Source organism: Xanthomonas sp. LMG 12459, assembly GCF_009192905.1.
Classification (GTDB): domain Bacteria; phylum Pseudomonadota; class Gammaproteobacteria; order Xanthomonadales; family Xanthomonadaceae; genus Xanthomonas_A; species Xanthomonas_A sontii.
In genome coordinates, this window is sequence record NZ_NSGT01000059.1 from 18,122 (window position 1) to 37,955 (window position 19,834).

Genomic DNA, 19,834 nt, shown 5'->3' on the forward strand with positions numbered 1-19,834 from the left:
GAATAGATAGGTTTCCTCTATCGATTCCCAAGCCTGGCTCTTTGCTGCACTGCCGCGCGAACAGCGCGTCAGCCGCCCAGGGCGCATGGGCGTCGGTCCGTTCTACCACGTTGGCTTTTCCGCGCTCGCTGCGTCATCGTGACAGCGATGAATGCGCCCACCCCCGAATCCCTGCTGCGCGCGGCCTGCACCCAGGTCGAGCGTGCCGATGCCGAAGCCCTGCTGCTGCACGCCCTGCAACGCGACCGCGCGTGGCTGTTCGCGCACGCCCGCGATCCATTGGTGGACGAGGTGGCGGATGGGTTCCAGGCGTTGCTGGCGCGGCGTGCACAGGGCGAGCCGGTGGCCTACCTGACCGGCCGGCGCGGCTTCTGGACATTGGACCTGGCGGTCGGGCCGGCCACGCTGATCCCGCGCGCGGACACCGAGCGGCTGGTGGAACTGGCGCTGGAGCGGCTGGACGCTGCGCCGGGCCGCCGCGTCGCCGACCTCGGCACCGGCAGCGGCGCGATCGCCCTGGCCTTGGCCAGCGAGCGCCCGCAGGCGCAGGTGACGGCCACCGACCTCAGTGCAGCGGCACTGGCGATAGCGCAGGCCAATGCGCACGCACATGGCCTGGGCAACGTCGCCTTCGCGCATGGGCCGTGGCTGGCGCCGCTGGCCGGCCAGCGCTTCGATCTGATCGCCAGCAACCCGCCGTACATCGCCGCCGGCGATCCGCACCTGCAGCAGGGCGACCTGCGCTACGAACCGGCCAGCGCGCTGGCGTCCGGCCCCGATGGGCTGGACGACCTGCGCCGAATCGTCGCCGATGCGCCGGCGCACCTGCTGCCCGGCGGCTGGCTGCTGCTGGAACACGGCTGGGACCAGGGCGCGGCGGTGCGCGCGCTGCTGGAGGTGGCCGGCTTCGCGGAGGTGGCGACGTATCAGGACCTGGAGGCGCGCGACCGGGTCACGCTGGGGCGCCAGCCGCTGGCCTGACCCGCCGGCGCCGGGGTATGGTGCGTGGGTAACGATGCCGGACATGGATGACCCGCAATGTTCACCCTCAGTCGCCTTTCGAATGCGATGCGCGTACCGCCCACGCCCGCCGTGGCACAGACGGGTGCGCGGCATGCCGAGGGTGCGTGGATCCCTGCCGGCGTGACCGCTCGTCGCAGGCCCCGTCTCAGAATCCTGCGCGCACTCGCTGTCGCTGCCATCCTCGTGGCTGGCGCGGGCTGCTCCAACGGCATCGACGTCGGCAACGATGGCGCAACCGGGCATCTGAATCCGCACCCGGTCAAACGCGACGAGGTCATCGCCACGTCCCATGCGCCGGGGCCGTGGGATGCGTTCGAGGGCGCCTACATCGGATACGACGTCGTCAATAAGAAGTGCGTTCCGATGATCCCCTTCATTGGTCAACAGCAAGTCCCCAATACCGGACTCGACGTTCCGATGACCCGCGTAGACGACCATACGTGGAAGGGGTGTTTCTACCGTGATGCGCTGCAGGATGAGGATTACTTCAAGCTTGGGGTGTGCCATTGGGACGTCACGAGCGTGAGCGCCAGTGCGATTGCTCAGGGCCTAAGGTTTGCGTGGAGCGGCTCTATGTAGAAGATTCTGCGCGAAGGTGGAGGGACCAGGTATTTCAAGAAGGTCGCGTATGGGGATAAGTCCCTGGTCCCTTACGGGGCTCAGGATTTCGATCCCGCTGATCCTGAAGTGCCACAGCATCCGGACGTGTATTTCTCTGTCACCCTCGCTGTCAGGGAGGCCCAGCCGTGAAGGGGATTGATCAAGCGGTTGCCGATGCGGCCAACGACGCGTATGTGAATCGTCCTCGAAGCGATATCGCTGCAAGAAGCAGGTGCATTCAGGTGAGAGGCGCTACTGGGTTCTCGGCTTTGCCAGTGGCTCAGCTACAGCCTTCCAGTCAGTTATGTAACCAATACCTGGCGCTGCCGCATGCCGGTATCAGAGCCCGATGGCGGTTCATCAGGAAAATCCGGGCCATGGATGTGGGTCGGGATCTCACTTGTACCCTTTACGCGATGGGCAGTGGCGACATGGTTTCCAGCGAGTAAGATCGCAGTCGCAACTTGGAGTTTTGATAAAGGAGAGGTGGCGCGATGAGCGACGAAAAGAGCACGTACAGCGACAATCCCTATCGTCCACGCGCCCGCACGATGCGCGATGCGCAACTCCTGCGCGACATGGGCAGCATCAATGCGGACGTCTACGCCAGGCTCGGCGCGCTGCCGCGTGGCGGGGTGCCGATTGCGCCCTGGCGCAAGCCGAGACTGCCATTGCCACCAGACCCCACTGCCGCGCTGCCTGCGGCCTATCCCCCCGAGGACGATACGATGAAACTGCACCACCTGGCCGCTGCCGCCATCATGCCCCTGGCCGCGACCGCCGCCGGTTGTTCGAAAGGTATCGATGTTGGCAACGACGGTGCGACCGGGCATCTGAATCCGCATCCGGTCAAGCGCTACGAGGTCATCGCCACGTCAAATGCGCCGGGACCGTGGGATTCTTTCAAGGGTGCTTACATTGGATATGACGTCATCAATAAGAATTGTGTGCCGATGATGCCAGTTCTTGGCGAGCACCATGTGCCTAACACCGGGCTCGATATTCCTATGGTCCAGGTGGATGACCACACATGGAAGGGCTATTTTTATCGCGATGCCCTGCTGGATGAAGATTATTTCAATCTCGGGGTTTGCCACTGGGATGTGACAAGTGTGGGTGTTAGCGCGATTGGCAAGGGTGTGAAATTCGGTTGGGGAGGGTTGTTGGAAAAAATCTTGCGCGAGGGTGGTGGGAAAAGCTATTTCAAGAATAGTTCTTATGGGGATCCTGCTTTGGTTCCCTATGGTGCGCTAGAGTTCCAGTCTGACGATCCCGAGGTTCTTAAAGACCCTGATGCTTATTTCCCAGTGACGATCACTGTTAAGGAAGTCAAGTCATGAAAGTCATTGATCAAGCGTTAGCTGATGCAAGTAATGACTCGTATGCCAACCGATCACAGCGTGATGTGGGCGATAACAATAGATATGTTTCTCTAGATGGCCAGGATTATAAGATATTTGGCTATACCAGTGATCCGGCTACCGGCTTTCACGCAACTGCGTATCAAAGCGTTGCGTCGCCTCACAATGTTATTGTCGCGTACCGAGGTACTGATCCTGGTCTATTTTCAGGTAAGAGTGTTTCGGAAAAAGCGGACCACGCGCTGACGACGCTGCAGGACATCGCCGTCGATGCAAAGATGGTGCGAGATACCGTCAACGCGCAGAAGTCTGCGGCCGACGCGTTTACAGCGCAGATGATCGCCAAAGCGGCTGCGCAGGGCATCCCGAAAACCCAGATATTCGCTGCCGGCCACTCCCTGGGCGGCGCATTGGCGGAACTCCAGGCCGCCAAATATGGCCTGCGCGGCGCCACCTACAACGGCTTCGGCGCGGCGGACATGATCGATGGCCCGCCGCAGCCGGGCTTCCAGCTCACCAACTACCGCATGGCCGGCGACGTGGTGAGCGCGGCCAGTCCGCATGTCGGCAAGGTGGTGTCGCTGGCCAGCGAAGAGGACATCCAGAGCCTGCGGGCCGGCCGCTACCTGGATGCGCCGCCCGGGTCGGCGCCGCCAAACGCGCTGATCGCGATGCGGCTGAGCGACCACGGCGGCCAGCAGCACTTCAGCAGCGACAGTCCGGACAATATCCTGCAACCCCAGCGCTTCCAGGAAGCGACGCAGCGCTACGCGGCGAACAAGGACGCCATCGACCGCTTCGGCAGCGATGTGTCCTTCGCACGCGCCGAACTGTCCGAGTCGCTGCGGCAGATGCGCGGGAACGACGGGCAGGGCCAACTGTCGCCGAATCTGCGGCGGCAACTCAACGAGTACCTCGTGCTCAACGCCGATCCCGCCATTCGCGACACCATCGCGCGTGGCGCGCCCGTGCGCGGGGTTGCCGACGGCCTGCAACACGGTGCCGATGCCGTGCGCGCCGGCGGTCGCTACGTGCAAGCGCTTGACGAACGTATCGCGATCGTGGCGCGGGAGGGCGGGCGCCTTACCGCGCCCTTCATCCCGGTTGCGCCGCTGGCTGGACATGTGGTGGGCGAAGCCGCCCGTCTGCACGGTCAAGGTGCGGATGCGGCGGCGCGGTGGGTGGGCGGCGGGCTGGAATCGGCCAAAGGCGCCGTGGAGCGAGGCGCGCATGCGGCTGCCGACGCCGTGGTGGAGCGGATCCATGATCCTCGCTTCCAGGCGGGCGTGGCCAACGTCGCCAATCACATCGTCGATGCCTACGATGGCGCGCGGGTCGCGGCGCAAACCGCCACGCAGACGTATCAGCTCGGCAAGCAGGCGGTCTCCGATGGGATCGACCGGGCCGAACGTGCGGTGGCGCAAACCTACGACGCGACCAAGCACATGGTGACCGAAGGCGCGGAGCAGGTCGGTCGCGCCGCCACCCAGGCCTACGGCGCCGCGAAGCATGTGGTGATTGAAGGCGCGGAGCAGGTTGGGCGTGCGGCCACTCAAACCTACGACGCGACCAAGCACGTGGTGACCGAAGGCGCGCAGCAGGTCGGTCGTGCCGCCACCCAGACCTACGACGCCGCGAAGCATGTGGTGACTGAAGGCGCGGAGCAGGTTGGGCGTGCGGCCACTCAAACCTACGACGCGTCCAAACACGTAGTGACCGAAGGCGTGGCGCAAGCTGGACGTGCGGCCACCAGTGCCTATGATGCGGCGAAGCAAGCGGCCGACAGCGCCGCGCGGGTTGGTACGCACGCGTACGAAGCCGCAAGACAGACCGCCACGCAGGGCATCGATGCCGCCAAGCACGCGGCGGGCAAGGCCTACGACACGCTGACCCATCCCGGGCAGTGGTTCCAGCGCAGCGCGCCGGCCCAAGCGCCTGCCGCGACGCCTGCTTCCGGCGTCCAGTCGGCGCCGTCGGCCGGACACAAGGCCGATCGTGAGCAGAACCTCGCCGCACTGCCTGCGTCCGATCAGACCATGTTCGCGCGCATCCGCAGGGACGTACCGACGCGCATCGACGATGCGCATGTCGCGCAGGCGATGCTCGGTGCCAAGCGGGCCGGCATCGCCGATGCCGACAAGATCGACCGGGTGCAGATGGCCGGCGACACGCTGTGGGTGTCCGGCACCACGCCGGGCTTCCGCGCCGCCACGGACGTGGCGCAGGCCGCTGCACCGATGCACGAGACGGTGCAGCAGGCGCAGGCGTTCAACCAGCAGCGCGCGCAGCACCTGGCCATGGAAGCGCAGCAGCGGTTGCAGGACGCCCCTGGCGGCAGAGGCGCGCCGGCGATCGGTTGATCCCGACCCCGGTTGGCCGATCGGCGCTGCGCCAGGTCCGTTCGCGGCCGGCCGTTGCTGGTCAGCGCCGCTCAAGTGGCGCGCATGGGTAGAATCGCGGTTTTCCCGCAGGAGTCGCCATGCGCACGCTGTATCCCGAGATCGAGCCGTTCGACAGCGGCATGTTGCCGGTGGACGCACGGCATACCCTGTCCTACGAACAGTGCGGCAATCCGCACGGCAAGCCGGTGGTGCTGCTGCATGGCGGTCCCGGCGGCGGCTGCAACGCCAAGATGCGTCGCTTCCACGATCCGGCCAAGTACCGCATCGTGCTGTTCGACCAGCGCGGCTCCGGCCGCTCCACGCCGCATGCCGACCTCGTCGACAACACCACCTGGGACCTGGTCGCCGATATCGAGCGGCTGCGCACGCACCTGGGCATCGACCGCTGGCAGGTGTTCGGCGGCAGCTGGGGCTCGACCCTGGCGCTGGCCTACGCGCAGAGCCATCCGGAGCGCGTCACCGAACTGGTGCTGCGCGGCATCTTCATGCTGCGTCGCTGGGAACTGGAGTGGTTCTACCAGGAAGGTGCCAGCCGCCTGTTCCCCGATGCCTGGGAGCACTACGTCGCGGCGATCCCGCCGGTGGAGCGCGCCGACCTGATCTCGGCCTTCCACCGGCGCCTGACCAGCGACGACGAGGCGACCCGCCTGGCCGCGGCCAAGGCCTGGAGCGTGTGGGAAGGCGCGACCAGCTTCCTGCACGTAGATGCCGATTTCGTCGACAGCCACGAGGACCCGCACTTCGCGCTGGCCTTCGCCCGCATCGAGAACCACTACTTCGTCAACGGCGGCTTCTTCGAGGTCGAGGACCAGTTGCTGCGCGACGCGCACCGCATCGCCGACATCCCGGGGGTGATCGTGCACGGCCGCTACGACGTGGTCTGCCCGCTGGCCAACGCCTGGGACCTGGCCAAGGCCTGGCCGAAGGCGACGCTGCAGATCACCCCGGCCTCCGGCCATTCCGCGTTCGAGCCCGAGAACGTCGACGCGTTGGTGCGCGCCACCGACGGCTTCGCCTGAGTCCGCGCGCGGCTGCATAGCGCGTTCACGGAAGGGCGGTGCTGCGCATGGCGGCACCGTCCACTGCAATGATTCAGCAGGCCAGCGCGTTGCCGGGTTCGCATCCGGCGGCGGTGATGGCGCCGGCCGCTGCGAAGGGGTGCGTGTCGAGCTGTGCCTGCTTGGTCTCGTCGGTCCACACCACGAACGATTCGAGCACGTTGTCGCCGAAGGTGGTGCTGATCGCCACGTCGGCGGCGTCGCGGCCGCGCGCGATCAGCACCCGGCCGATGCGCGGCACGTTGTGGCGTGCATCGAAGGTGTACCAGCGCCCGTCGAGGAAGGCTTCGAACCAGCCGGAAAAATCCATCGGTGCGTCCGAGACCGGGACACCGATGTCGCCCAGATAGCCGGTGCAGTAGCGCGCCGGGATGTTCATGCAGCGGCACAGCGCGATCGCCGCATGCGCGAAGTCGCGGCACACGCCGCGCCCTTCCTGCAGCGCCTGCGCGGCGCTCTTGGTGGCGCAGGCATGGGCATAGCCGAAGGCGATGCGCGTATGCACGTAGTCGCAGATCGCCTGTACCCGTGCCCAGCCGGGCGGCGTGCCGCCGAACAGCTCCCAGGCCATGCCACTGAGCAGGTCGGTCTCGCAGTAGCGGCTGCCGAGCAGGTACACCAGGGTGGCGTCGGGCAACTGCTCCACTGGGGTCTGCGCGGCGTCGTAGCGGTACTGGTCCGGCAGTCCGCTGTCGCGCACCACCGCATCGGCACGCAGGGTCAGCGTTCCGGCGGGCGCCTGCAGGCGCGTGCAGCGGTTGCCGAAGCCATCGCGATAACGGTGCAACGGCAGCGCCGGCACGCTGTGCAAGGCGGTGGCGGCAACGATGTCGTCGCGGCGGCTGTCGTGGATGTCCAGCATCGCCAGCATCGGCGTCGCCTGTGCGAACCGGTAGCGGATTTCGTAACCGAGGCGGATGAGCATGTGGGGTCCGATGCGGGGCGGGTTTCCGGTGCGGACCGGTCCAGCCCGAGCGTGCGCATGCCGCGCTCAGCTTGGCGTGAAGACCGGCGCCACGTGCTTCAGCATGCTGAGCGGCGCTACGGGCAGGGCATGGCAGACGGCCGTGGCGGCAATCAAGGCGTTGCGTACGCTGGCATAGCGTGGCGGGCCGCAGAGGTCTGACGTGCGCGGTCGCTGCCGCGCGTTGCCGCGCCATCGGCGGTGGATCGGCTTCACCAACGACCGGCCAGCAGGGCCTCCGTCAACACGTGCAGTTTGGCCGAGCGTTGCCGTGATGGCGGATAGATCAACGACAGCGTGCGGCTGCGGCCTTCGAACGCCTGCAGCACACGGTGCAGGCGCCCGTCGGCCAGTGCATCGGCCACCGCGAAATCCATCACCTGCACGATGCCCATGCCGGCGATGGCGCCTTCCACCAATGGATCGCCGTGGTCGAACACCATCCGCGCCGGCGGCGCGAAGCCGCAGCGTTGTCCATCCTGCAGGAACTGCCAGTTCACCAGGCGTCCGCTGCGCGGATTGCGGATGGCCAGGCAGGCGTGATCGCGCAGCGCGTCGAGATCGGCGGGTGCGTCGCGTGCCGCCAGGTAGGCGGGACTGGCGACGGTCACCCAGCGCAGCGGCCGCAGCGGCCGTGCGACGATGCGCCTGTCGGCGATGGGGCCGGTGCGCAATGCGGCGTCGAAGCCTTCCTCGATCAGGTCGACCAGGCGGTCGCTGAGCACGGTTTCCACGCGTAGCTGCGGGTGTTGCGCCAGTAACGGGGCCAGCAGCGGTATCAGCACCTTGCGACCGAACATCGACGGTGCGCTGATCTTGAGCGTGCCGGACGGCGTGCAGGCGCGGTCCGCCAGTTGCCGCTCGGCGTCGTCCAAGCCGCACAGCAGCGGCGCTACCTGCTCGACGAACTGGCGTCCATCCGGAGTCAGCCCGACATTGCGGGTCGTGCGCTGCAGCAGCTTGACGCCCAGCGCCGCTTCCAGCCTGCCGATCGCGCGCGACAGCCCGGATTGACTGACACCGAGCTGGCCAGCGGCGACGGTGAAACTGCGCGCCTCCGCCACCTGCACCAGCATGCGCACGGCATTGAGATCCATGCCTTTGCTATTCATGCAAAAAATCATGACACATATGAAGAGGCAAGGATTTATCGACGATGCCGCATCAATGACACTGGCGGTTCTCCCCTAAGCACCCGATGCCGATGCATGCACTCTCCCATCCGCGCAGGGCGTTGGCGCTGCTCGCCACCGCGCAATTGCTGATCGCCCTGGACGCCACCATCATCTTCGTCGCCCTGCACGACATGGGTCGTGCGCTGCAGATCGACGCGCAGCGCCTGCAATGGGTGGTCAGCGCCTACACCGTGGCGTTCGGCGGTTGCCTGCTGCTCGGCGGCCGCGCCGCCGATCTGCTGGGGCGGCGCCGCTTCTACCGGCTGGGCATGCTGCTGTTCGCGCTGGCCTCGTCGCTCGGCGCGCTGGCGCCCAGCGCGGTGCTGCTGATCGTTGCGCGGGCCGCGCAAGGCGTGGGCGCGGCATTGCTGTTTCCGGCGACGCTGGCCTTGATCAACACCCTCTATGCCGAGGGCGCGGCGCGCAATCGCGCGTTGGCGATCTGGAGCACGGCCAGCGCGGTGGGGCTGGCGCTGGGCACCTTGCTGGGCGGCGCGCTGACTCAGGCCTTCGGGTGGCCGGCGGTACTGGCGGTCATCGTGCCGCCGGCCATCGCCTGCGCGGCGGCGGCAGGGCGGTGGTTGCCTGCGGATGGCCCGCGCGCGCATGGCCGCACCTTCGACCTGGCAGGATGCGCCACCGTGACCACCGGCGGCAGCCTGCTGGTCGCCACCTTGGTGCAGGGCCCGGAATGGGGCTGGAGCGCGCCGGCCACGCTGTCCTGCCTGCTGGCATCGGCGGTGCTGCTCGCGGCGTTCGTGTGGATCGAACAGCGTAGCCGCGATCCGTTGATGCGCTTTTCGCTGCTGTGTCTTCCCGGTCTGCGCGCCGCACTGGGCCTGACGTTCGCGTTCATGAGCAGCTACGGCGTGCAGTACTACTTCCTGGCGCTGTACTTTCAGGACGGCTATGGCTGGAGTCCGTTGCAGGCCGGCATGGCGTTCCTGCCGCCGACGGTGGTCTGCGCCTTCGGCATCCGCATCGCCGAGCGCTTGCTGCAGCGGCGTTCGCCGCGGCAGGTGCTGGCCTGGGGATTCGGCGCGGGTGCGCTGGGCATCGCCGCGGCGACCGTCGCATTGCCGCACGGCGCGGGCTACTGGCCGTTGCTGCCGGGCATCGTCCTGCTCAGTGTGGGGCAGGGCATGAGCTGGACGGCGATGTGGGTGGTGGCTGGCCAGGGCGTGCCGGCACAGCAGCAGGGCGTGGCGTCGGGCATGGCCGCCACCGCGCAGCAGATCGGTGGGGCGGTGGGCCTGGCGGTACTGGTGATGGCGGCCAATGCGGCGCGCGGCGCGCAACCGGCCGCCAGTGCGGCGGCGCTGGATGGATTGGTGCAGGCGCAGTACGGTGCTGCGCTGTTCGCGGTTCTGGGCGTGGCCATCGCGCTCCGCCTGCGTGACCCGCGCAGCGCGTGCGGTGCAGCGCCCTGCCTGTCGCGCTAGGCATGACCGATCGGCCGGACCAGCGTCCGCCTCGGCTTACTCCAGCGCCAGCAACTGCGGCTGCAGCGCGCTGAAGATCCGCGCCAGCCGCTGCGCCCAGGCCTGCTGGCCGGCGGCGTCGGCGATCAGGTCCTGGCGGATCTCCAGTTCCACATGCGGCAGGCCGCGGCCTTCCCCGTGCACGGGCACCGCGTAGTCGCTGCTGTCGCTGACCGCATACGGCGCGTTGTCGCCGACCAGCAGGTCGTCTTCCGCGCGCAGCGCCTGCAGCAGCGCGTGGGCGAAGCGGGTGTCGCGGTGATACAGCACGCCGGCATGCCAGGGCCGCGGCACGCCGTCCATCACCGGGGTGAAGCTGTGCATCATCACCAGCACGGTGGGGCGCGCGGCGGCGCGGCGTGCGTCCAGTTCGGCGGCGATGCGCGCGTGGTAGGGCGCATGCACGGCATCGATGCGCTGCTGCCGCTGCGCCGCCGTGAGTGCGGCGTTGCCCGGCACCACGGTGCGGTCGCTGACGGACGGGATCAGTGTCGGCGAGGCGAGCGGGCGGTTGCAGTCGATCAGCAGCCGCGAATAGGTCTGTTCGATCGCCCAGGCGTCGAGCAGCGCGGACAGCGCGCGGGTGGTGCCGGCGATCCCGATGTCCCAGCCGATGTGCCGATCCAGTTCCGACTGCGCCAGGCCGAGGCCGTGCAACGCGCGCGGCACTGCCTGTCCCGCGTGATCCGCCAGCAGCACGAACGGCGATGTGCCGTGTGGTCGGTGGATGCTGAACACCGCCGGGTCGTCCACGCCCAGCAGCGGCGGCAATGCGTGGCTGAGACCCTCAGCCACGCGGCGTGCCGTCGAGTTCGTGTTCGATCATCCACAGCCCCGCCCACAGCTTCGCATCCAATGCGTAGCCTTCGCCCATCTTCTGCACCAGCCACGCGGCGGCGCGCGAGCGCGGCACCGAATGCACGGTGATGTCCTCGCTGGCGTCGCCGCCGCCGTTGCCGACCTTGCGCAGGCCGGTGGCGCGCACGAAGGCGATCTTCTCGTTGCTGGCGCCGGCCGAGGTCGGGCCGATCAGCAGCACCTCGGCGTGCTCGGCGGTCCAGCCGGTTTCCTCTTCCAGTTCGCGCACCGCCGACACTTCGATCGATTCGCCGGCATCGATGTCGCCGACCAGGCCGGCCGGCATCTCGATGGTGCGCGCCTGCAGCGGCACGCGGAACTGTTCGACGAACAGCACTTCGTCGTCCGGCGTGACCGCGACGATGATCGCGGCCAGGCCGCCGGCGTGCACGCGTTCGGAATACTCCCAGGTGCCGCGCACGACCATGCGCTGGTACTTGCCTTCGTAGACGATGCGGGGCGGGGAATCGTGGCGGGGCATGGGCAGCTCGCAAGATGGCGGAGGAAGAGGGCGCGGTCGCGCACGGCGCGGTCCGGCGATGCGGTGCAGTGTAGAACGTGCGTTGTGTTTTTGATGCGCGCCAGATCGTGCCCGGTGTCGCTGGCGCCGCGCGAGTCGCTCGGCGCCAGCGACCCCACAGTGCAACCGGCACAGCGCGTGCGAGGGCGTGCCTGCTTCGGGCAGCGGCATCGCCTGCCCGTGGCGAAGGCCAGCGCTCAGCCGGCCACAAACTCCAGGCCGGCCGCCTGCAGCAGGCGGCGTCGGGTCAGCGGCCCGAAGCGCAGCGCCTCGCACAGGCCGTGCAGCATGTCGGCATCGGCCGCGCCGCGGGCGAACCCCGGCGCGGCCGTGTGCAGCGGCGCGTCCAGGGCGATGGTGGTCAGCTGCCGCCACAGCAGCGCGTGCTCGCGCTGTTCGCGCAGGCGTACGGCCATCTGCGCGGCGCCGCGCAGGCGCAGGAACGCCACTTCGTCGACCCGCGCCAGCAGCGTGTCCAGGTCGCCGAAATGCGCCAGCAGGATCGCCGCCGACTTGGCGCCGATGCCGGTGACGCCGGGAATGTTGTCGATCGCATCGCCGGTCAGTGCCAGGTAGTCGGCGATCTGGTGCGCATGCACGCCGTGGCGCGCCTTGACCCCGGCCGCGCCCCAGCGCTGGCCGCGGCCGTAGTCCCATTGTTCGTCGAACTCCAGCAGCAGCTGCGACAGATCCTTGTCGGCGGACACGATCACGCCGTGGAAACCGTCGCCGCGCGCACGGTGCAGGGCGCTGCCGATCAGGTCGTCGGCCTCGTAGTCGTGGTGCGCCAGCACGCCCAGGCCCAGGGCCGCGCACAGCGCCTTGCAGTGCGCGAACTGGCGGCGCAGCGCGTCCGGCGCCGGCGCGCGGTTGGCCTTGTAGGCGGCGTACAGGCGATGCCGGAAGCAGCTGTCCAGCGCTTCGTCGAAGGCGATCACGATGTGCTGCGGTCGCTCGCGCTCGAGCAGGTCGAGCAGGAAGCGCGCGAAGCCGTGCACCGCATTGGTCGGCCAGCCCTGTGCGTCCTGGAATTCGTCGGGAATCGAATGCCAGGCGCGGAACACGTACAGGCTGGCGTCGACCAGGTACAGCGGCCGCGACAGGGGCAGGCCTGCGTTCACGGCGTCCAGTCGCTGAGCAGCGCGCGTGGGTCCGGCCGCTCACGCTCCGGCACGTCGAGGCGGGCGGTGCCGATGTGGATGAAGCCGGCGACATGCTCGTGTTCGGCCAGGCCCAGCCGCGCGGACACCGTTTCGTCATACGCCATCCAGCCGGTCAGCCATTGTGCGCCGAAGCCGTAGGCCTGCGCGGCCTGCAGCAGCGCGAAGCACACCGAACCGGCGGTCATCCACTGTTCGATTTCCGGCACCTTGTGCCCGCGCTGCAGGCAGGCGATCACCGCGATCACCACCGGCGCATGCACGAAGCGTTCGCGATCCTTCTCCACCGCCGCCGGCGCCGCGCCGGGATCGCGCTGCAGGGTGCGCGCGGCGAGGATGTCGCCCAACGCCTGACGCGCCGGGCCGGCGATGCGCAGGAGGCGGAACGGCACCAGCTTTCCGTGATCGGGGACACGCACCGCCGACTGCAGCATGGCCAGCAGCGTTTCCGCGTCCGGTCCCGGTTCGCCCAACTGCTTGGATGGCACTGAACGGCGCGCATCCAGCGCTTGCAGCGAATGAATTGTGCGCATAGTCTCGATTCCGTGGGGCGGGCGCGGAATTATAGTCGGGCGCTCGCAGGCGGCAGCGGATGCCGCAGTTACACGGACAATCGCGTTGCGTTGCTGATCTGCCGCTAGCTTCCGAATTGACGTCGGTCTCACTGCTGCCTGCGTATCACACTGCCATGACCCTTGCTGAATACGCTGAAGAGTTGTCGCCCAGCCGTAACGCGGATCTGCTCGATCAGGTCCGGGATGTGGTGTCGGTTCCGCTCGCCGGCGCTTTCGGCGAGGTGCTGGATGTGCTGGCCGAAGCGCTGTTCCGCATGGCCGAGCGCGCCGGGCCGACCCAGAACGATTATTTCGAGGCGATCCAGCTGCTGCGCCAGCAGCGCGAGCCGATCGCCGCGCGCTTCCGCGCGCACCTGGCCCAGGCCTGGCAGGCGCTGGAAGCCGGCCGTCCGCTGTCGGTGGAGCGCAGTCTGGCGCGCGAGCGCGGCGACCTCAGCCTGGTCTCGGAACAGGAACTGGACGTGCGCCTGGCGGTGCGCAACCTGGCCGGGGCGATCCAGCACCGCTGGCGGCCGGAGCTGATGCGGCTGAACCGGTTCCTCGGCTTCATCGCCGGCGGCCAGCGCATCGATGCCGACAACAACCCGTTCGGCCCCGAGCACGTGGGCGCGGCGGTGTATGCGGCGCTGCACGGGCTGGTGCTGGCGCCGCAGGTGCAACTGGCGATCGTCAAGATCTGCGAGCAGGAACTGCAGGAGCGCGTCGGCGAACTGTATGCGCAACTGGAGCAGCGCCTGAACGAGGTCGCGCGCGCCCGCGCGCTGCCGAGCGGGCGCCCGCGCCGCCGCGCCATCCCGCGCCTGGGCGCGAGCGAGGACGAGGCGGCGCCGGACTGGATCAGCCGCTTCTTCGAGAACTGGGACACCGCCGCGCCGCTGTCGGCGGCGCAGCGCCGCGCCGCGCGCGCCCTGGACGCGCACGCGCGCAACGAGCAGGAGGTGCTGCCGCCGGCGCTGCGCGCGCTGCTGCACGAGGCGCAGCCGGACGCGGGCCCGGGCGACGGCCGGCGCTGCCTGTCGCCGCGCGAGCTGCTGTCGGTGCTGTCGTTGCTGCAGACCATGCCCTTGGCCGGATTCGCCGCGGTCTGCGAACACGGCGGCCCGCTGGCGCTGGGCCTGCGCCGGCAGATCGCCGGTATCGGCGCCTCGCTCGGCCTGGACCCGGCCAGCACCTGCCTGGATCCGGCCGATGCCGACACCCTGGATCTGGTCGGCCTGCTGTTCGATGTGATGCTGGAGGAATGCGTGCTGCAACCCGCGCAGCGCGAGCTGCTGGGGCAGATGCTGGTGCCGATGGCCAAGGTGGCCCTGATCGACGGGCGCCTGTTCGTGCGCGACGGGCATCCGGCGCGGCGCCTGCTCAACCTGCTGGCCGACGCCTGCGACGGCAATGCCGGCAGCACCGGCCCGGAGCAGGCGCTGCTGGCGCAGGCGCAGGCGGCGGTGGAGCGGGTGGTGCGCGATTTCGACGAGCACCTGGCGGTGTTCCTGGCGCTGGAGGCCGAGTTCGGCAGCGCCTACGAGCAGTACCGGCGCCGGGTGGAGATCGCCGAGCGCCGCGCGGCCGAACTGCAACGGGCGGAGGAGCGCCGCGAGGTCGCCCGGCAGCGCGCCGCGCAGGCCCTGCACGATCTGCTGCAACAGGCTGGCGACGACCTGACCGTGCCGCTGCCCATCGAGGCCTTCCTGCGCCAGTCCTGGTGCCAGTACGTGCAGCAGTCGGCCTTGCGCGACGACGGTCAGGGCAGCGCGCTCGCCGCGGCGCTGGCGCTGGGCGATGCGGTGCTGGCGCAGTGCCGCCAGGCCCAGAACGGTGCGGTGCCGGTAGAAGGCTGGCTGCAGCCGCAACATGCCGAGCTGACCCGGCTGTGGACCAGCGTCGGCCTGGACGCCGCGGCGGCCGAAGCCGCCTGGCAGGCCCTGCACACGGCGCTGGACGATCTGGCGCACGCGCGGCCGCTGCAGGCCGCGCTGCCGGCGACGGGCGTGGACGTGCCCGAGCCGCCCGCCGCCGAGACCGTGCCGGCACTGCCGGAACCGGCCCAGGCCACCGATTTCGACCACATCACCGCCGATTACTTCCGCACCCTGCCGCTGGGGACCTGGCTGGACTTCGTCGACCGCGAAGGCCGCGTGCAGCCCGGCAAGCTGACCTGGGTGAGCCCGATCTCGGCGCGCCTGCTGTTCGTCAACCGCCGCGGCGGGCGGCTGTGCGTCGCCTCGGCCGAGGCGCTGGCAGTGATGGCGCGGCTGGACCGGCTGCGCCTGCATCGCGACGACGATGCCTTCTACAGCGCCATGCAGGGCGTGGTCGACCGCCTGGAACGGGTGGCGGTGGCGGCCTGATCCTCGACGGCGTGCCGTATTCATGCCGCATTGCCGCCGTAGTGACGCCTTCCATGCCTACGATCCTGCACGAGGTCACGTTCTGGAGCCAGAAATGCGCAGCGCATCACGGTCGCTGTTCAGACACCTTGCCTACCATGCAGGAGCGGAAACAGGGGCCGCGTCCGATCGTCTTCCACCTTCCTTCTATCTGGCGCCGTCCATGGCGCGGAGCCGTCGCGCATGAGTTTCAGCCCCAGCCCGCACGCACACCCGGCGCGTGACCCGCGCCTGTTGACGCAGGCGCGCGAGGGCATGCTGCCAGTGCTGGGCCAGGCCTTCGCTGCGGCGCTGGCGCATTTCGACGACGTGCTGTTCGACCGCGCCGAGAGTGCCGGCGCGTCGCAGTTGCTGTTCCTCGACGGCATGCGCGAGTTGCGCCGCCGTCGCGACGAGATCGCCGCGCGCTTCCGCGCGCAACTGCATACCGCCTGGGAAGCGCTGGAGGCCGGCGCGCCGCTCTCGGCCGAAGTCGCCCTGGCCGGCTACGGGCAGGGCCTGAGCCTGATCTCCGAACACGAGCTGGAATCGCGGCTGGCGGTACGCAACCTCGCCAGCGTGCTGCTGCGCGAATGGAAGCCGGTGCTGACCCGCATCGACCGGCGCCTGGGCTGGATCGCCGGCGGCCTGGAGCTGGATGCGGACACCAATCCGATCGGCCCCGAACACATCGGCGTGGCCGTGCATGCCGCGTTCTCCACCAGCGACCTGGCCCCGGAAGTGCGGCTGGTGCTGATCAAGCTGTGCGAACGCGACTTCACCGCCGGGGTCGGCAAGCTCTACCAGGATCTGGACGACAGCCTCGCCCAGGCCGGGATCATGCCGGAGATCTCGCGGCCGCGACCGCCGCCGCCGCCGCGGCGCGCGCCGCCGCCGGAGCAGCGCCCGCCGCGCGAGGCCGGCGCTGCCGGGGATGGCGTCGGTGCCGAGCTGGGCGAGGACGAAGAGCACTACGCGCCGGCCTGGGCCAACCGCTTCGTCAACCGCTGGGCCGAGCGCCGCGGCAGCCTGCAGGCCGGCGAGCGCTACGAGGACCCCGAGGCGCGCCTGCCCGGCGGTAGTCAGGGCGTGTTGCTGGAGGCGTTGCACGAACTGTTGCAGCAGACCCGCAACGCGCGCGAGAGCGCCACCTCCGCGGCGACCGCGGCGGTCGGCCAGCAACGCCCGCTGAGCCAGCGCGAGATGATGTCGGTGCTGTCGCTGCTGCAGGCCACGCCCAGCGCGACGCTGCGCGCGGCGATCGGCGACGACAGCGAATCGCTGGCGCAGCGGCTCAAGAGCGAGGTGCTGTCCAACGCCACCCAGTTCGGCGTGGATCCGGCGCATGCGCGGCTGGATCCGGTCGACGAGGACGCGATCGACCTGGTCGGCATGCTGTTCGACGTGATGCTCGACGAGCGCGACCTGGAGGGCCGCTCGCGTGAACTGATCGGCCGGCTGGTGGTGCCGTTCGTCAAGGTCGCATTGCTGGACCGGCGCATGTTCGTGCAGAAGACCCATCCGGCGCGACGCCTGCTCAATTCGCTGGCCGAGGCCTGCGAGGGCAACACCGGCGAGAGCCAGGCCGAGCGCGTGCTGATGGGCAAGGTCGAGGAGATCATCGACCGGCTGGTGGCCGAGTTCAACGAGAACCTGGCGATCTTCCTGACCCTGGAAGAGGAGTTCCGCGATTTCCTGGTGCAGCACCGCCGCCGTATCGAGATCGCCGAGCGCCGCGCCGCCGAGACCCAGCGCGGCCAGGAGAAGCTGGAACTGGCGCGGCAGCGCGCCGAGGCCGAACTGCAGGTGCGCCTGCAGGGCCGGCAATTGCCGCAGGCGCTGCAGGAGTTCCTGCGCCAGCCGTGGCAGCACCACCTGACCATGGCGATGCTGCGCGAAGGCGAGGGCGGCCCCGGCGTGCGCGATGCGCTGGCGCTGGCCGACGGCCTGCTCGAGGAAGCCGCCGAGGCGCAGCGGCACATCGTCGGCAAGCCCTGGCTGCAGGCCTGGCAGGGCGCGCTGCAGCGGGTCTTCGCCAGCGTCGGCCTGCATGCCGAGGTGGCCACGGCCGCGATCGACGCGCTGCACGACACGCTGCAGGCGGTGGCCGAGCTGCGCCCGGAACTGGAGCGGCCGCTGCCGGAGCTGCCGCAGGTGGCGCTGCCGCAGCCGCCGGTGCAGGAGGCGCAACCGGTGGACGTGGCGCCGCCGCAGACCATGGACGATTTCGACAACGCCGATGCCGACCGCTTCCGCACGATGCAGATCGGCACCTGGCTGGACTTCGTCGACCGCGACGGCAAGATGCAGGCCGGCAAGCTGTCGTGGGTGAGCCCGATCTCGTCGCGCCTGCTGTTCGTCAACCGGCGCGGCGTGCGCTTCTGCGTGGCCTCGCCGGAAGAACTGGCGGTGATGGTGCGGCTGGGCCGGCTGCGCGCGCACGTCGACGACGGCGCCTTCGACAGCGCCATGCAGGGCGTCATCGACCGTCTCGATCCGCATAGCGCGACCTTGCACTGAGAGCAGCGCGGCGGCGCGGGCGATCGCTGCCGTGGCGTTGCACGTGTCGCGTGTTGCTCGGCTGCCCGTATCGGCGGCGTCAGCGCATCGCCAGCGACGCGTTCTGGTGGCCGTTGGTCGCTATGCCATCGCGACCGTAGGGGCGGCTTCAGCCGCGAGGGGCTTTACTCGAAGCCCCATTCGCGGCTGACGCCGCTTCCAGTCCGTGGGCTTTGGATGGATCAGGCGGTCTCCCCCGCCGCGACCGGGTTTCCTCGCGCTGCCGGTCGCGGCTGACGCCGCGCCTGCGCCTGACCCGCGTTGGCGACGCTTGCCGGCGGTGCAGGTGTTCCTCGCACGCCGCGTCCTTCCCGACCTGGCCATGCACCTGGCCGCCCCGGCGGAGAACACGCCTTCGCCGACGCGGTGCGCGGCGGGCGCCCTCGCGGTGCGCGGCGGGCGCCCTCGGGTCGGGGCGCCAACGCGCCCGGTCGCCGATGCCCACTTGGCGTGCGCGACGCCTCCACCTGGCGTGCGGACGCTGTAGGATCGGCGCGGACGACAGGCAAGGCACGGGGAATCGCATGGCAGTGCAGGTGCTGGTGGTGAAGGAATCGGCGCAGGGCGAACGCCGCGTGGCGGCGACGCCGGAGACGGTCAAGAAACTGGTCGCCCTGGGCGCGCAGGTGCGGGTCGAGCCGCAGGCCGGCGTGTCGGCCGGCTTCGTCGATGCGGCCTACCTGGCCGCCGGCGCCAGCCTGGCCGATCCCGACAGCCCGGCGCAGGCGGATCTGGTGCTGTGCGTGCAGCCGCTGCCGGCGGTGGCGCTGCAGCAGCTGAAGGAGGGCGCCGGCGTGGTCGGCATCCTGCAGCCGCAGGCCGATCCGGCGCGCGCGGCGGCGCTGCAGGCGCGGCAACTGGTCGCCTTTCCGCTGGAACGGCTGCCGCGCACCACCCGCGCGCAGGCGATGGACGTGCTCAGCTCGCAGGCCGGCATGGCCGGCTACAAGGCGACCCTGATCGCCGCGCAGCTGGCGCCGCGTTTCTTCCCGATGCTGACCACCGCGGCAGGCACCATCCGCCCCTCCAAGGTGCTGATCGTCGGCGCCGGCGTGGCCGGCCTGCAGGCCATCGCCACCGCCAAGCGCCTGGGTGCGCAGGTGGAGGGCTTCGACGTGCGCCCGGAAACCCGCGAGCAGATCGAATCGCTGGGCGGCAAGTTTCTCGATCTCGGGGTCAGCGCCGCCGGCGAGGGCGGCTACGCGCGGCAACTCACCGACGACGAGCGCGCGGAGCAGCAGCGTCGCCTGGCCGAGCACCTGAAGGGCATCGACGTGGTGGTGTGCACCGCCGCGGTGCCGGGACGGCCGGCACCCAAGATCCTCAGCGCGGCGATGGTCGCCGGCATGAAGCCCGGCAGCGTGGTGGTGGATCTGGCCGCCGAGACCGGCGGCAACTGCGAACTGACCCGGCCGGGCGAGACCATCGAACACGCCGGCGTGACCATTGCCGGGCCGTTGGATCTGGCCAGCATGGGCGCGGTGCATGCGAGCGAGATGTACGCGCGCAACGTCTACAACTTCGTTGCCCTGTTCCTGAAGGACGGCGCGATCGCCTACGACTGGAACGACGAATTGCTGGCGAAGACGCGCTGGACGGCGTGAGTGCGGCCGCGATGCTTGGGCGCCGGTTCGGGCGGCGCTGATCTGCGGGCAAGGTGAGCCCGTGCAAGAACGGCTTCAGCCGCGACCGGGTTCACCGGGAACGCCGTGGGGGCTGAAGCCGCTCCTTGTAT

The 19,834-nt window shown here is 69.4% G+C and carries 15 protein-coding genes; 9 read left to right on the forward strand and 6 right to left on the reverse strand.

From position 1 onward, the window contains the following. The first annotated feature begins 147 nt into the window (after positions 1 to 147). The 5 genes from prmC to pip all read left to right on the forward strand — a co-directional run bounded on the left by prmC (position 148) and on the right by pip (position 6,405). A complete protein-coding gene (gene prmC / locus CEK65_RS13865; RefSeq protein WP_152182107.1) occupies positions 148 to 981 on the forward strand; it encodes a peptide chain release factor N(5)-glutamine methyltransferase in 834 nt (277 codons plus the stop codon). A 57-nt stretch (positions 982 to 1,038) separates the two neighbouring features. Next, complete coding sequence (locus CEK65_RS13870; RefSeq protein WP_226980577.1) at positions 1,039 to 1,602, forward strand: hypothetical protein; 564 nt, start codon at positions 1,039 to 1,041, stop codon at positions 1,600 to 1,602. Between the two features lie 515 nt (positions 1,603 to 2,117). Further along, complete coding sequence (locus CEK65_RS21015; RefSeq protein WP_193314795.1) at positions 2,118 to 2,963, forward strand: hypothetical protein; 846 nt, start codon at positions 2,118 to 2,120, stop codon at positions 2,961 to 2,963. Beyond that, entirely contained in the window at positions 2,960 to 5,344 is a 2,385-nt protein-coding gene (locus CEK65_RS13880) for a hypothetical protein (RefSeq protein WP_226980578.1), read from the forward strand. Before CEK65_RS21015 ends, CEK65_RS13880 begins: the two co-directional genes overlap by 4 nt. Before the next feature lie 119 nt (positions 5,345 to 5,463). After that, positions 5,464 to 6,405, forward strand: coding sequence for a prolyl aminopeptidase (pip, locus tag CEK65_RS13885; RefSeq protein WP_017909227.1), 942 nt, complete (start codon positions 5,464 to 5,466; stop codon positions 6,403 to 6,405). Between the two features lie 73 nt (positions 6,406 to 6,478). On the opposite strand, the gene CEK65_RS13890 is transcribed toward pip, so the two are convergent. Next, on the reverse strand, positions 6,479 to 7,369 hold the full coding sequence (locus CEK65_RS13890; RefSeq protein ID WP_017915110.1) for a transglutaminase family protein: 891 nt from the start codon (positions 7,367 to 7,369) through the stop codon (positions 6,479 to 6,481). A 251-nt stretch (positions 7,370 to 7,620) separates the two neighbouring features. After that, positions 7,621 to 8,505, reverse strand: coding sequence for a LysR family transcriptional regulator (locus tag CEK65_RS13895; RefSeq protein WP_017915111.1), 885 nt, complete (start codon positions 8,503 to 8,505; stop codon positions 7,621 to 7,623). 107 nt (positions 8,506 to 8,612) lie between these two features. Here CEK65_RS13895 and CEK65_RS13900 point away from each other — a divergent pair, with 107 nt between their 5' ends. Further along, positions 8,613 to 10,025 carry an MFS transporter gene (locus CEK65_RS13900; protein ID WP_026143369.1) on the forward strand — a complete coding sequence of 471 codons (1,413 nt, stop codon included), beginning with the start codon at positions 8,613 to 8,615 and terminating at the stop codon, positions 10,023 to 10,025. Between the two features lie 36 nt (positions 10,026 to 10,061). Here the strand turns inward: CEK65_RS13900 and CEK65_RS13905 are convergent, their stop codons facing one another. The 4 genes from CEK65_RS13905 to CEK65_RS13920 all read right to left on the reverse strand — a co-directional run bounded on the left by CEK65_RS13905 (position 10,062) and on the right by CEK65_RS13920 (position 13,135). Beyond that, the gene (locus tag CEK65_RS13905; RefSeq protein WP_193314796.1) at positions 10,062 to 10,859 is read right to left on the reverse strand and encodes an N-formylglutamate amidohydrolase; all 798 of its coding nucleotides are present in this window, start codon (positions 10,857 to 10,859) and stop codon (positions 10,062 to 10,064) included. Further along, positions 10,852 to 11,403, reverse strand: a complete 552-nt coding sequence (locus tag CEK65_RS13910) for an NUDIX hydrolase (protein WP_152182108.1) — start codon at positions 11,401 to 11,403, stop codon at positions 10,852 to 10,854. The genes CEK65_RS13905 and CEK65_RS13910 overlap by 8 nt, the downstream gene beginning before the upstream one ends. Before the next feature lie 236 nt (positions 11,404 to 11,639). Next, positions 11,640 to 12,563, reverse strand: a complete 924-nt coding sequence (locus CEK65_RS13915; protein ID WP_017909233.1) for a 5'-3' exonuclease H3TH domain-containing protein — start codon at positions 12,561 to 12,563, stop codon at positions 11,640 to 11,642. After that, on the reverse strand, positions 12,560 to 13,135 hold the full coding sequence (locus CEK65_RS13920; RefSeq protein WP_152182109.1) for a nitroreductase: 576 nt from the start codon (positions 13,133 to 13,135) through the stop codon (positions 12,560 to 12,562). Before CEK65_RS13920 ends, CEK65_RS13915 begins: the two co-directional genes overlap by 4 nt. Before the next feature lie 155 nt (positions 13,136 to 13,290). Between CEK65_RS13920 and CEK65_RS13925 the strand changes: the two genes are divergently transcribed. The 3 genes from CEK65_RS13925 (at position 13,291) to CEK65_RS13935 (ending at position 19,703) form a co-directional block, all read left to right on the forward strand. After that, positions 13,291 to 15,522 carry a DUF1631 family protein gene (locus CEK65_RS13925; protein ID WP_193314797.1) on the forward strand — a complete coding sequence of 744 codons (2,232 nt, stop codon included), beginning with the start codon at positions 13,291 to 13,293 and terminating at the stop codon, positions 15,520 to 15,522. A 222-nt stretch (positions 15,523 to 15,744) separates the two neighbouring features. Further along, the gene (locus CEK65_RS13930; RefSeq protein ID WP_152182110.1) at positions 15,745 to 18,060 is read left to right on the forward strand and encodes a DUF1631 domain-containing protein; all 2,316 of its coding nucleotides are present in this window, start codon (positions 15,745 to 15,747) and stop codon (positions 18,058 to 18,060) included. Between the two features lie 563 nt (positions 18,061 to 18,623). Beyond that, positions 18,624 to 19,703 (forward strand): NAD(P) transhydrogenase subunit alpha, encoded by a 1,080-nt coding sequence (locus CEK65_RS13935; RefSeq protein WP_017908585.1) that lies wholly within the window; start codon positions 18,624 to 18,626, stop codon positions 19,701 to 19,703. The last annotated feature ends 131 nt before the right edge of the window (positions 19,704 to 19,834 follow it).